Annotated in this window: 9 protein-coding genes; 1 reads left to right on the top strand and 8 read right to left on the bottom strand. The window is 70.5% G+C overall.

Features of this window, described 5'->3' with window-relative positions; translation table 11 throughout:
• Nucleotides 1-57 precede the first annotated feature (57 nt).
• The 6 genes from eno to LMI96_RS00475 form a co-directional block, all read right to left on the bottom strand.
• On the bottom strand, nt 58-1,338 hold the full coding sequence (gene eno / locus LMI96_RS00500) for a phosphopyruvate hydratase (protein WP_223720653.1): 1,281 nt from the start codon (nt 1,336-1,338) through the stop codon (nt 58-60).
• 111 nt (nt 1,339-1,449) lie between these two features.
• A complete protein-coding gene (locus LMI96_RS00495; RefSeq protein WP_228360103.1) occupies nt 1,450-2,163 on the bottom strand; it encodes an O-methyltransferase in 714 nt (237 codons plus the stop codon).
• 31 nt (nt 2,164-2,194) lie between these two features.
• The gene (locus LMI96_RS00490; protein ID WP_228360102.1) at nt 2,195-3,013 is read right to left on the bottom strand and encodes an SGNH/GDSL hydrolase family protein; all 819 of its coding nucleotides are present in this window, start codon (nt 3,011-3,013) and stop codon (nt 2,195-2,197) included.
• 59 nt (nt 3,014-3,072) lie between these two features.
• Nucleotides 3,073-4,326, bottom strand: a complete 1,254-nt coding sequence (hisS, locus tag LMI96_RS00485) for a histidine--tRNA ligase (RefSeq protein WP_228360308.1) — start codon at nt 4,324-4,326, stop codon at nt 3,073-3,075.
• Between the two features lie 75 nt (nt 4,327-4,401).
• Nucleotides 4,402-5,079 (bottom strand): MazG family protein, encoded by a 678-nt coding sequence (locus LMI96_RS00480; protein ID WP_228360101.1) that lies wholly within the window; start codon nt 5,077-5,079, stop codon nt 4,402-4,404.
• Complete coding sequence (locus LMI96_RS00475) at nt 5,076-6,218, bottom strand: Na+/H+ antiporter NhaA (protein ID WP_228360100.1); 1,143 nt, start codon at nt 6,216-6,218, stop codon at nt 5,076-5,078. Before LMI96_RS00475 ends, LMI96_RS00480 begins: the two co-directional genes overlap by 4 nt.
• A gap of 150 nt (nt 6,219-6,368) precedes the next feature.
• On the opposite strand from LMI96_RS00475, the gene LMI96_RS00470 reads away from it, so the two are divergent.
• A complete protein-coding gene (locus LMI96_RS00470; RefSeq protein ID WP_228360099.1) occupies nt 6,369-9,038 on the top strand; it encodes a phosphoenolpyruvate carboxylase in 2,670 nt (889 codons plus the stop codon).
• A gap of 252 nt (nt 9,039-9,290) precedes the next feature.
• On the opposite strand, the gene mfd is transcribed toward LMI96_RS00470, so the two are convergent.
• Complete coding sequence (gene mfd / locus LMI96_RS00465) at nt 9,291-12,896, bottom strand: transcription-repair coupling factor (protein ID WP_223720647.1); 3,606 nt, start codon at nt 12,894-12,896, stop codon at nt 9,291-9,293.
• A gap of 34 nt (nt 12,897-12,930) precedes the next feature.
• Nucleotides 12,931-13,515 (bottom strand): aminoacyl-tRNA hydrolase, encoded by a 585-nt coding sequence (gene pth / locus LMI96_RS00460; RefSeq protein WP_223720646.1) that lies wholly within the window; start codon nt 13,513-13,515, stop codon nt 12,931-12,933.
• Nucleotides 13,516-13,612: the final 97 nt, after the last annotated feature.

Raw genomic sequence — 13,612 nt, 5'->3', positions numbered from 1 at the left:
GGAGCCGTTCGTGTAGCCACGGCTCCCCCTCCTCTCGTTCAGCGCAGGTGCGCGGTATCAGCCCTGGAAGCGCGGGAAGGCGGAACGCCCGGCGAAGACCGCCGCGTCACCCAGCTCTTCTTCGATGCGCAGAAGCTGATTGTATTTCGCGACGCGCTCGCTGCGAGCAGGCGCTCCGGTCTTGATCTGTCCTGCGTTGGTCGCCACAGCGAGGTCGGCGATCGTGGTGTCTTCGGTCTCACCCGAACGGTGCGAGAGCATCGCCGTGTAGCCCGAACGCTGCGCGAGGCTGACCGCGTCGAACGTCTCGGTGAGGGTACCGATCTGGTTCACCTTGACGAGCAGCGAGTTGGCGACGCCCAGCGAGATGCCCTTCGCGAGACGCTCGGGGTTGGTGACGAACAGGTCGTCGCCGACCAGCTGCACCTTCGAACCGAGGGCGTCGGTGAGGAGCTTCCAGTTGTCCCAGTCGTCCTCGGCGAGCGCGTCCTCGATCGTGACGATCGGGTAGTCGTTGACGAGGCCGACGTAGTACTCGATGAGCTCCGGCGCCGACCAGTCCTTCTTGTCGAGGCGGTAGACCCCGTCGTTGAAGAACTCGGTCGCGGCGACGTCGAGACCCAGCGCGATGTCTTTACCCGGGGTGAAGCCGGCCTTCTCGATCGCCTTGATCAGGAAGTCGAGGCCCTCACGGTTGCTGGGCAGGTCGGGGGCGAAGCCACCCTCGTCGCCGAGGCCCGTCGCGTAACCGGCGGCCTTCAGCTCGCCGCGGAGCACGTGGTAGGTCTCGACGCCCCAGCGGAGCGACTCGGCGTACGTCTCGGCGCCGATCGGGGCGAGGAAGAACTCCTGCATGTCGATGCCGTTGTCGGCGTGCTCGCCACCGTTGATGACGTTGAACAGCGGAACGGGCATGAGGTGCGCGTTCGGGCCACCGAGGTAGCGGAACAGCGGCAGGTCTGCGCTGTCGGCCGCGGCCTTGGCGACCGCGAGGCTCACACCGAGGATGGCGTTCGCGCCCGAGCGCTCCTTGTTGGGGGTGCCATCGGTCTCGATGAGGATCTGGTCGATGATGCGCTGCTCGCTCGCCTCGACACCCTCGAGCGCCGGGCCGAGCTCGTCGATGACGGCGTCGACGGCCTTGCGCACGCCCTTGCCGCCGTAACGGCTCTTGTCGCCATCGCGCAGTTCGTACGCCTCGAACGCTCCGGTGGATGCGCCGGAAGGAACGGCGGCACGCTGGACGACACCGTCGTCGAGGAGCACCTCCACTTCGACGGTCGGGTTACCGCGCGAATCGAGAATCTCGCGCGCGCCTACAGCCTCGATCAGTGCCACAGAGGACTCCTTGATTTGGGGTGGTCCCCTCCCGCGGGAACCGCCGGGCACCAGAGGGCCGGCAGAGCGGGAAGGGCTTGTTCTCGGAGCGTCATCGATCCGTCGTCAAGTCTAGTGAGCGGGCGGCGTCGGCACAGCGGGCACCGCCGGGTCAATGCGCAGAGCGACGGCGATTCCGTCCCACCCCTTCGCATCGAGCGTCTGCACCGCCGTCGCGTCGAACCGCGGGTCGTCGCGCAGCATCTCGAGCCCCCGCCGCACTCCCTCGAGCTGGGCACTCGACACCTCCGGATCGGCGACGAGCCCGGAGCGCACGACGTTGTCGACGATCACGGCCGCTCCGATCCGCCCGAGCCGTGCGGCGTGGTCGAGGTAGATCGTGTTGGACTCCTTGTCGGCGTCGATGAACACGAGGTCGTAGGGCCCCGTGAGGCCCGGCAGCACGTCGGCCGCGCGCCCGACGAGCACGTCGACCCGGTCGCCGACGCCGGCGCGATCGAGGTTCCGGCGGGCGATCACCGCGTTCGCCGGGTCGGCCTCGATCGTCGTCACGCGCCCGCCCTCGGGCAGCGCCCGGGCGAGCCAGATCGTCGAGTAGCCGCCCAGGGTTCCGATCTCGAGGATGCGGCGCGCGCCGATCAAGCGAGCCAGCAGGTGCAGGAGCTTCGCGTGGACCGGGGCGACCTCGATCGAGGGCAGGCCCGCCGCATCCTGATCCGACAGCGCCGCCCGCAGAGCGTCATCCTGCACGACCAGGGTGCGGGTGAGGTACGCGTCGACCGCGCGCCAGGAGTCGATCGTCGGCCCCGGCGTCGGCGTGCTCACCCGCCCAGCCAATCCCCCGCGCGGCACCGGGTCAACCCCCGGATGCACCGGGCTGATCGATTCCGGCCGCACCCACGGCGATCACGACCGCCGGAAGGAGGGCGTCGGCCGTGCGCCGGTAGCCCGTCGCGCTGGGGTGGAACCGGTCGAGGCTGAACATCTCGTCGGGGTGGGAGATGAAAAACGGCCCGACGACCCGGCCGAGCGAGACGACGTGCGCCCCCGCGGCCCGGGCGGAGATCGCTTGCGCGTTCGCCAACTGCCGGGACTGCCGCGAGCCGAGCGTGCGCAGCGGTTGCGGCACGGGACGCAGCGCCCCGAGATCGGGACACGTGCCGACGACGACCGCCGTTCCGTCGGCGCGGAGCGTCGCAACCGCGTCGGCCAGGGCCGCCGCGGCGCTCGAGACCGGAATGCGGTGCGTGACGTCGTTGCCGCCCACGATCACGACCGCGACATCGGCGCGGTAGTCCGCGGGCAGCGCCGCGATCTGACCGGCGAGCGCCGAGGACTCGGATCCGACGACGGCCGCCGTTCGGAGCCGCACGGGACGCTGCATCCGCCGCGCCAGGCCCTTCGCGATCCGCGCACCGAGCGTGTCTTTGCGCCGCTCCGCCCCGAGCCCCGCGGCGATCGAATCGCCGAGCAGCAGCAGCTCGATCGGCTCGCCGGCGAAAGCGGGACGCCAGACGCGGTCGGCATCGAGGGCGTCCTCACCGAGCGGTTTGCCGATGCGCCTGCGCGCCTGCGCCGCCTGGCGACGGAGCATCTCGCGCGCGCCGAGCACGGCGAGCGCTGATCCGCCGAGCGATGCGGCGCCGATCAGCGCGGTCGTGGACGTGCGAGACATACCCGCATCCGATCGCGTCCGGATGAACGCCCCGTGGCCCGGGGGTGACGCGCCGGGGCTCAGCCGAGCGGGTGGATCTCCAGCGCATCGACATCGGCGCCGGCCGACACCGACGCGAACGACGTATAGCCGTCGGCAGCGGCGCGCTCCAGGAGGGCCTTCATGTTCTTCTTCCGCTGCTCGAGGCGCACCCGCGACCCCCGCGCGACGAGCCCCGCCTTCAGCGCGACGAGTTCGTCGACCGGCACGTCGCGGTCGTGCACGAGCACGACGGATGCGGCGCCCGCATCCGTCACCGCGGCGACGAGGTCGACGATCCGTTCGAAGCCGATCGAGAACCCGACGGCGGGCACGTCCTGGCCGAGGAATCGTCCGATCATGCCGTCGTAGCGTCCGCCGCCGCCGAGCGAGTACGACACCGACGGGTGCGCGAGCTCGAAGATCGTGCCGGTGTAGTACCCCATGCCGCGCACGAGGAACGGGTCGAACACGAGCGGCACCTGCTCTGCGCCGCGCGCCGCACGCACCGCCGCGCCGAGACCGGTGAGGTGCGCGACGACCTCGTCCGGGACGCCCGCGGGGAGTCCCGCGCGGATCTGCGCGTCGCCGTACTCGGCCACCGCGACCGGCTCTCGCCCGAGGAACGTCTCGAGGGCATCGACGGCGGATGCGGTCGCCGCCCGCTCGCGAAGCTCGGCCACGACACCGGTGGGCCCGATCTTGTCGAGCTTGTCGACCGTGATCAGCACGCCCGGGCGCTCGTCGGCCGCGAACCCGAACACGTCGAGCATCGCATCGAGCGCGCGACGGTCGTTGATGCGCACGACGCCGCCTTCGAGCCCGAGGGCGTCGAGCGTGTCGAGGGTGGCGACGATCAGCTCGGCCTCGGCCCGCGCGGATGCGTCGCCGATGATGTCGATGTCGCACTGCACGAACTGCCGGTACCGGCCCTTCTGCGGGCGCTCCGCCCGCCAGACCGGGGCGATCTGGATCGAACGGAAGACCTCAGGCAGCTCGGCCCGGTGCGAGGCGTAGAACCGGGCGAGCGGCACCGTCAGGTCGAAACGCAATCCGAGGTCGCTGAGGGCCGCCGGGTCGTCGGCCGCACCGCGGATCGCGTCGGCGTCGAGCCCGCGCTTCATCACGTTGAAGGCGAGCTTCTCGTTGTCGCCGCCCATGCCGGCGTGCAGCCGGTCGTACTCCTCGACCACGGGGGTCTCGATCTCATCGAACCCGTGGGCGCGATACCGGTCGCGGATGACCGCGAGCACGCGCTCACGACGGGCCTTATCGGCGGGGAGGAAATCGCGCATACCGCGCGGCGGGTTCACTGCTGCTGCCACCGCACCATCATCCCAGGTCCGCCGCAGGGCGATGTGCTGTCGGGATCAGCCCGCTCCGGGAGATTCCGCATCCCGGATGTCGGCTTCCAGGTCGCGGAGGCGGCCGCGCAGGGCGCGCTCCGCATCCCAGCCCTGTTCCCGCGCGTGCACGACGAGCGCCAGCAGCGCGTCACCGAGGTCGGCCTCGGACGTCATCTCCAGCGGCCGGTCCTGCGTTGCGGGTGCGCCGACCGACGCCGCGCGGCCGAGCAACTTCTGTGCCAGCGCGAGCGAGGGCATCGACCGCGGCACACCGTCGAGCACGCTTCGCCGCTCGCGCTTCTCGGCGGCCTTCGCCGCATTCCAGTGCACGAGAACCTCTTCGGGTGTGGTGGCGACCGCATCCGCGAACACGTGCGGATGGCGGCGCACCATCTTGTCGGCGAGGTCTGCGGCGACGTCGTCGATGTCGAACGGCTCATCGCTCGCGCGCGACGCGATCTCGGCGTGGAACAGCACCTGCCAGAGCAGGTCGCCCAGTTCCTCGCGCAGTTCGGCGCGCGTGCCCGACTCGACCGCTTCGATGACCTCGTGGCTCTCTTCGATGAGATACGGAACCAGCGCCCGGTGGTCGATGCCCTGCGTCCACACGCACCGATCCCGCACGTCGTGCATGACCTGGGCCGCTCGACGGAGCGCGTCGGAAGTCTGGTCCACCTCCGGGGTCGGAGTCGGATCGTTCATATGCGGATCTCCTCGGCGACGCGGCGGTAATGGCGTGCTCGCCACGATACGAGAATCGCGGCCAGCACGAGCGAGATCACCGAACCCGTCAGCACCCCGAGCGTCGCTTCGTCGCGAAGCAGACCGTCGCCGGCGAAGGCCAGTTCCGCCAGCAGCAGCGACACGGTGAAGCCGATGCCGCCCAGCGCACCGGCGGCGAACAGATCACCCCATGGCAGCCGCGCGGACGGATGACCGAGAATGCGCTGGGCGACGGCGCCGAACACGGCGATACCGACGACCTTTCCCACCGGAAGGGCGATGACCACACCCCAGAACACCGGCTGCAGCTCATCGAATCCGACCGCGGGGATCACGACGAGAGCGGCCGACAGCGCGAACAGCGGCAGCACCAGACCGTTCACCCAGGGCTCGAGCGCGTGCCGGACGCGGTGCGCGGGACGCGACGCCATCACGAGGCCGAGCGCAACACCGGCGATCGTCGCGTGCACCCCGGAGAGGTACACGAGCCCCCACGCGGCGAGCGCGGCGATCAGCATCCCGGCCCCGACGCCCCACCCCGGCGCCCGGCGGCTGAGCACCCCGAAGACGCCGACGAGGATCGCCGCGGCCGCGAGGAGTGCCAGGTTCACGTCGTCGGTGAACAGCACGGCGATGAACACGATGCCGACGACATCGTCGAGGATCGCGAGAGCCAGGAGGAATGTGCGCACCGCAGTCGGAAGACCGCGCCCGAACACCGCCAGCACCCCGAGGGCGAAGGCGATGTCGGTCGCCGTCGGGATCGGCCATCCGGTCGATGACGGCGATCCGGCCGTCATCGCGGCGAAGATCGCGATCGGCACCAGCACACCGCCGGCCGCAGCGATCGCCGGTTGCAGAGCACGCGTCGGCGGATGCAGCTGACCGCTCGTCAGCTCTTCGCGCAGCTCGATCGCGACGACGAAGAAGAAGACCGCGAGCAGTCCGTCTTGCACCCAGTGCCCGAGCGACAGGGTGAAGACGCCGGGAATGCCGAGAGAGGTCGAGCTCACCGCATCCGCCGCCGGACCCCACGGGGAGTTCGCCAGCACCAGGCCGAGCGCAGAAGAGACCAGCAGGACGACGGCGGGAAACCGTTCGGAGCGCAGCAGGGACACAGAACCTCCAGGGATCGCCGGAATCGATCCGCCGCGTACCGCGACGAGCCGACCAGACTTCCCGGCACTCCTCCCCCCAGCGTACGGGGCGAGCGCGCGACGAACGTCATGGTGACAACGACGTGTTCCCGGTGCCATTACCGTTGACCCATGCGCGAACCCACCCCCACGGAAGCCCTCGATCTCGTCGGACGTCACGAGGCGGGCCAGGAGATTCCGGAGCGGATGCGTGCCGACGTGCGCCTGCTCGGCTCGCTCCTCGGGCGCGTGCTGCGCGAGAGCGGCTCCGAGGGCCTCTACGAAGACGTCGAGCGCCTGCGTGTGGCCACGATCGAGGCGTACACCGACGAGAGCGCCGCGGCCTTCGCCCGCGCAGCCGCGATCGCGGACTCGTTCACCGTGCAGCGCGCCGACGAAGTGGCGCGCGCGTTCACGGTCTACTTCCACCTCGTGAACCTCTCCGAGGAGCACCAGCGGGTGCGCCTCCTCCGCGACCGCGACGGACGCCCCGAACGCGAAGGGGCGGCCGATTCGATCGGCTCGGCCTTCGCCGCGCTGTCCGCCGAGGTCGGCCAGGACGCCGCACTCGAGCGCCTCCAGAACCTGCGGTTCCACCCCGTCTTCACCGCGCACCCGACCGAAGCCCGCCGCCGCGCCATCAGCACCGGCATCCGCCGCCTGTCCGGCCTGCTCGACGAACGCGACGCCGCACTGAACGACTCCGATCAGCGCCGGGCAGAACGCCGGATGCTGGAAGAGGTCGACACGCTCTGGCGCACCGCGCCGCTCCGACCGGAGAAGCCCTCGCCCACCGACGAGGTGCGCGCGGTCATGGCCGTCTTCGACGACACCCTGTTCACGACCGTGCCGCGCGTCTACCGCCGCGTCGACGACACGCTGCAGGGATCGAGCACCGGAAGCCGCCCGCCGATCGTGCGGCCGTTCGTGCGCGTCGGCACCTGGGTGGGCGGTGACCGCGATGGAAACCCCTTCGTCACCGCGAAGATCACGCGCCAGGCCGCGGCGATCGCGAGCGAGCACGTTCTGCTCGGGCTCGAACGCGCCACCAACCGCATCGGACGCTCGCTGACGCTCGACGCCGAGAGCACTCCCCCGAGCGACGCCCTGCTCGCGCTTTGGGGCCGCCTCCGGAGCGCCGACGAAGATGCCGCCGACGACATCGCCAAGCGCTCGCCCAACGAGCCGCACCGCCGCATCCTGCTGCTGATCGCGCGCCGGATCGCCGCGACCCGCACCCGCAACGCCGACCTCGCGTACCGCGATCCCGAGCACCTGCTGCAGGATCTGCGCACCGTGCAGGAGTCCCTCGCCGCGGCGGGAGCTGCGCGCCAGGCGTACGGCGGACTGCAGCAGCTCGTCTGGCAGGTCGAGACCTACGGGTTCCACCTCGCCGAGCTCGAAGTACGTCAGCACTCGGCCGTGCACGCGAAGGTGCTCGCCGAGCTCGACGCCGGTGGCGCGCGCAGCGAGCAGACCGAAGAGGTGCTCGAGGTCTTCCGGGCGATCAGCCACATCCAGGAGCGGTTCGGACCGCGGGCCGCTGGCCGGTACATCGTCTCGTTCACGCAGTCGGCGCAAGACCTGGCCAACGTGCACCGGCTCGCCCGGTACGCCGTGGGACCGGATGCGGCGCCCCCCGTGCTCGACGTCATCCCACTGTTCGAGACTTTCGCCGACCTGCAGGCCGCCCCCGCGATCCTCGCGGAGATCGCCGACAACCCCGAGTTCTCGGCACGCCTCGAGCAGACCGGCCGCCGCCTCGAGGTGATGCTCGGCTACTCGGACTCCTCGAAGGACGTCGGCCCCGTCGCCGCCAACCTCGCGCTCTATGAAGCCCAGGCCGCGATCGCCGCGTGGGCCAAAGAGACCCGCATCGAACTCACCCTGTTCCACGGCCGTGGCGGCGCGCTCGGCCGTGGCGGCGGACCGGCGAACAGCGCGATCCTCGCGCAGCCGCCGCACTCCGTCGACGGACGGTTCAAGCTCACCGAGCAGGGCGAGGTCATCTTCGCCCGCTACGGCGACCCGGTGATCGCGATGCGACACATCGACCAGGTGGCCGCCGCCATCCTGATGGCGTCCGCGCCGTCGAACGAGGAACGCAACCGCAGCGCCGCCGAACGCTACGCGAGCATCGCGCAGACCATGGCCGACGCATCCCGTGCCCGTTTCTTCTCGCTCGTGAAAGCGCCCGGGTTCGCGCCGTGGTTCGCCACGGTCACCCCGATGGAAGAGGTCGGCCTCCTCGCCCTCGGCTCGCGCCCCGCACGCCGCGGACTCTCGGTCGAGTCGCTCGAAGACCTGCGCGCCATCCCGTGGGTGTTCGCGTGGACGCAGGCGCGCATCAACCTCGCTGGTTGGTTCGGGCTCGGCTCCGCGCTCGACGCGGTCGGCGACGAAGACCTGCTCGTCGAGGCGTACGCCCAGTGGCCGCTGTTCCGCGCGATGATCGACAACGTCGCGATGAGCCTCGCGAAGGCCGACGACCGCATCGCGCGCCAGTACCTCGCGCTCGGCGACCGCGACGACCTCGCCGAACTCGTGATGGACGAGATGGCCCGCACCCGCGAGTGGGTGATCCGGATCGCCGGCGGCGACGGACTGCTCGCGAACAAGCCCGTGCTGCAGCGCGCGGTGAAGCTGCGGAGCCCCTACGTCGACGCGCTGTCGCTCCTGCAGCTGCGCGCCCTCCGCTCCCTCCGCGACACTCCCGACGACCAGACCCCGGATGCGGGCCAGCAGCGCCTGCTGCTGCTCTCGGTCTCGGGCGTCGCCGCCGGCCTGCAGAACACGGGCTGATCCCGCGATCGGCGTGACGAGATTCGGAGATGTCACCGGATTCGGATGCATCCGGGCTGAGACATCCGAATCTCGCGACATCTCCGAATCTCGCGACGGCCCGAACGACGAAGGCGGGCTCTACCGACCAACGCCGCGCGGGCTCCACCGTGGTCAGCCGCCAGCCGGGTGGGCTCCACCCTGGGCAGCCGCCAGCAGGGCACGCCGAACCTAACCCCGCCCCAGCCGGACCTCGCCCGAGCGGGCCCCGCGTCAGGCGGGCGTCGCCTCAGCGGCGGGCTTCGCCTCAGCCACGGGCACCGGGAAGATCTGGTCGAGGAGCTGGGTCGTCCACGCGATCAGGTCGGCGTCGGAGAGGGGCGCACCATCCGCCGTCGGAAGCGGCACCACGACCGCCTCACCGGACGCGACGAGTTTCGACTTCGGATACAACCGCTGCAGCCGCACCCGCATCGAGTCCGGCAGGCTCGCCGGCGCGACGCGCAGGTTCGGCCCCATCGCGACCACGTCGGCCAGGCCCGAGCGCGCGGCACGGCGACGCAGGCGCGCCACGGCGACGAGCCCCTCGACCTCGGCGGGCAGCGCTCCGTACCGGTCGCTCAGTTCGTCGACGACCAGGTCGAGGGCGTCGTCCTTCGCGGTGGCGGATGCGGCCGCCGACAGCTTCTGGTACGCCTCCAGGCGCAGCCGCTCGCTGTCGATGTACGACTCCGGGATCCGCGCCTGCACCGGCAGCTCGAGCCGCAGCTCGGTCGGTCCGTCGACATCCTCACCGCGGAACGTCGCCACCGCCTCACCCACCATGCGCAGGTACAGGTCGAACCCGACACCCGCGATGTGGCCCGCCTGCTCACCGCCGAGCAGGTTGCCCGCTCCGCGCAGCTCGAGGTCTTTCAGGGCCACCTGCATGCCCGACCCGAGGTCGTTGTTGACCGCGATCGTCTCGAGCCGGTCGGCGGCCGTCTCGCTCAGCGGCTTCTGCTCGTCGTACAGGAAGTACGCGTAGGCGCGCTCGCGCCCACGGCCGACGCGCCCGCGCAACTGGTGCAGCTGGCTGAGACCGTACTTGTCGGCCCGGTCGATGATGATCGTGTTCGCGTTCGCGATGTCGAGACCGGTCTCGATGATGGTCGTGCACACGAGCACATCGGCCCGGCGCTCCCAGAAGTCGTCGACCACGCTCTCGAGCTGATGCTCGCCCATCTGCCCGTGCGCGACCGCGATCCGCGCCTCGGGAACGAGTTCCGCGAGCTCGGCGGCGACACGCTGGATGGACTGCACCCGGTTGTGCACGTAGAACACCTGGCCCTCGCGCAGCAGTTCGCGGCGGATGGCGGCGGTGATCTGCTTGTCGTTGCGCGCGCCGACGTAGCTGAGGATCGGATGCCGATCCTCCGGCGGCGTCTGCAGCGTCGACATCTCGCGGATGCCGGTGACCGCCATCTCGAGCGTGCGGGGAATCGGTGTCGCGCTCATCGCCAGGATGTCGACGTTGGTCTTCAGCTTCTTCAGCGCATCCTTGTGCTCGACGCCGAACCGCTGCTCCTCGTCGATGATCATCAGCCCGAGGTCTTTGAAGATGACCTTCTCGGTCAGGATCCGGTGCGTTCCGATCACCATGTCGATCGTGCCGTCGGCGAGCCCGGCGATGATCTCGCGCGCGTGCTTGTCAGTCTGGAAACGCGAGAGCGCCCGCACCTTCACCGGGAACCCGGCGAACCGCTCGGTGAACGTCTCGGTGTGCTGCTTCACGAGGAGCGTCGTCGGCACGAGCATCGCGACCTGCTTGCCGTCCTGGATCGCCTTGAACGCGGCGCGCACGGCGACCTCGGTCTTCCCGAACCCCACGTCGCCCGAGAGCAGCCGGTCCATCGGAATCGGCTTCTCCATGTCGGCCTTGATCTCGTCGATCGTCTGCAACTGATCGGGGGTCTCGGCGAACGGGAAGGCCTCTTCGAGCTCACGCTGCCACGGGGTGTCGGGGCCGAATGCGTGCCCGCGGGCCGCCATCCGGGCCGAGTACAGCTTCACGAGCTCGACCGCGATGTCGCGGACCGCCCGCCGCGCCTTGCCCTTCGCGGCCGCCCAGTCACTGCCGCCCATCTTGGACAGCACCGGCGCCTCGCCGCCGACGTACTTCGACAGCAGATCGAGCTGGTCGGTCGGCACGTACAACTTGTCGCCGGGGTGGCCGCGCTTGGACGGGGCGTACTCGAGCACGAGGTACTCGCGCGCGCTCTTGACCGGGTTGCGCCCGCCGGAGGACACAACGCGCTGCTGCAGTTCGACGAATCGACCGATGCCGTGCGTGGAGTGCACGACATAGTCGCCGGCTTTCAGCTGCAGCGGGTCGACGACGTTCTTCCGGCGCGACGCGAGCTTCTTGACCCCGCGGTTATCGCGCGAGATCGCCCGCCCGTAGAACTCGGACTCGGTGAGCACCGCGAGTTTCGCGCCCGGTGCCTCGAAGCCGCGCTCGAGCGCGCAGGCGACGATCGTGGCGATCCCGGGTGCCGGCTCATCGAGCAGCGTGTCGACGCGGCGCGCGGCGAACCCACGATCGGCGAGCACGTCGCGCGCGCGGTCTGCGAGTCCTGCGCCCGAGGCGGTGACCACGACCGCCCAGCCGTCCGTCAGCAGCTGGCCGACGTGCGCGATCGCGCCGTCGACGTTTCCGGCGAAAGAGGGAACGGATGCCGCATCCACCCGGATGACACCGCCGCGCTCCACGAGCCCCTCGGCCTCGGCGTCGGCCGCGCCGGAGTCGAATCCCGACAGCGTCCACCACACACCACCCCGCTCCTGGGTCACCTCGCGGAGACGCGGGAGCCCGACGAAGTCCCCCGCGCCGAGATCGACCGGGGTGTCGGCGCCGGCGACCGCGGCGCTCCAGGCGGCCTCGAGGAACTCGCGGTTCGTGTCGGAGAGGGTCGTCGCACGGGCCTTCGCCCGCTCGTGATCCACCAGTGCCACGGCGGTGGCGCGCGGCAGGTAGTCCACGAGGGTCACCAGTTCGTCCACGAGTACGGGGGTCAGCGACTCCATACCCTCGGCGGGGATGCCTTCTGCCATCTTCTCGAGCATGCCGCGCAGCGACGGCAGCGAGTCGGCGAGTTCGCGAGCGCGGTCGCGCACCTCCTGCGTGAGCAGCAGTTCCCGACTCGCGACGAGCTCGACCTCGCCGACCTCGCCCGGAAGTGAGCGCTGGTCGGCGACGGAGAAGGCACGGATCTGATCGATCTCGTCGCCGAAGAACTCGACGCGAAGCGGATGATCGGCGGCGGGCGGGAAGACATCGAGGATGCCGCCGCGCACCGCGAACTCGCCTCGGCGCGACACCATGTCGACCCGCAGGTAGGCGCGCTCGATGAGCTTCGCGACGATGTCGCCCAAGTCGAGCCCGCGCGCACCGACGGCGAGGCGCACGGGGGCCGCATCCGTCAATCCGGCGGCGAGCGGCTGGATCGCGCTTCGCACCGAGGCAGTCACGATGAGGGGGGCGACGCCATCCCACTCCGCGACCCGGCGCAGCACGTCGAGCCGGCGACCGACGGTCTCGGCGCTCGGGCTGAGGCGCTCGTGCGGGAGGGTCTCCCACGCGGGGAAATGCCGCACGTCGGCCCCCGGCAGCACGGCCTGCAGCGCGGGTCCGAGCGATTCGGCCCGGCGGCCGGTGGGTGCGATCACCAGGATCGCGGCCGGCTTGCCGTCGACGCGGCGCTTTTCCACGAGGGCGGCGAGGAGCGGGGCGTCGAGCCCCTCCACGACCGAGAAATCGTTGTCGACGGATGCGGCCACGGCCGCATCCCGGAAGGTTTCTGCGCGCGTCAGGGCGCGAACGATCCCGGGAACTGTCACCGTATGATCCTATCCGCGCCCACCGACACGGGGATCAGTCGCGGGGCGCGTGCCAGCGCTGCTGCGCGGCGAGGAGGCCGTCGCTTACGAGCAGTTCGACCGCATCCGCCGCATCCGAGACCAGGATCGGAAGCGTCTGGCGCTCGGTCGCACCGAACGGATCGAGCACCCAGTCCGCCGGATCCTGGCGACCCGGCGGGCGCCCGATGCCGACCCGCACGCGCGGGAAATCGGCCGTGCCGAGCGCCTTCGCGACGTCGCGGACACCGTTGTGACCGCCGTGCCCGCCGCCCGTCTTCAGCTTCAGGGTGTCGAACGGGATGTCGAGCTCGTCGTGCACCACGATGACGTGCGCCGGGTCGATGTCGAAGAACTTCGCGAGGTTCGCCGCCGGGCCGCCCGACACGTTCATGAACGTGTTCGGCTTGGCGAGCACGAGCTTCGCCGCTCCCGGACGCAGCCACGTCTCGGCGACGCGAGCCTGCGCCTTGTGCACTCGGAACACCTCGCTGCGCCGGGCCGCCAGCTCGTCGACGACCATCTGGCCGACGTTGTGCCGGGTGGCCTCGTAGCGCGGACCGGGGTTACCGAGTCCGACGACCAGCCAGGTGTCTGTCATGTCATCCTTCCGAGAGCGACATAAAACAGGAGAAATCCCGTACGCAGGACGATTCTGGCGAATCGGTCCTGTCGTCGGGATTTCTCCTGTGCGGGTG

It is taken from the genome of Microbacterium sp. cx-59, assembly GCF_020805625.1.
Lineage (GTDB): Bacteria > Actinomycetota > Actinomycetes > Actinomycetales > Microbacteriaceae > Microbacterium.
This window is presented reverse-complemented; position numbering and strand designations above follow the sequence as displayed.

Bases quoted from the DNA above. Each gene is read 5' to 3' on its own strand.
- LMI96_RS00490 (WP_228360102.1), bottom strand. From the start codon at position 3,013: ATGTCTCGCACGTCCACGACCGCGCTGATCGGCGCCGCATCGCTCGGC.
- LMI96_RS00480 (WP_228360101.1), bottom strand. From the start codon at position 5,079: ATGAACGATCCGACTCCGACCCCGGAGGTGGACCAGACTTCCGACGCG.
- hisS (WP_228360308.1), bottom strand. From the start codon at position 4,326: ATGCGCGATTTCCTCCCCGCCGATAAGGCCCGTCGTGAGCGCGTGCTC.
- pth (WP_223720646.1), bottom strand. From the start codon at position 13,515: ATGACAGACACCTGGCTGGTCGTCGGACTCGGTAACCCCGGTCCGCGC.
- LMI96_RS00470 (WP_228360099.1), top strand. From the start codon at position 6,369: ATGCGCGAACCCACCCCCACGGAAGCCCTCGATCTCGTCGGACGTCAC.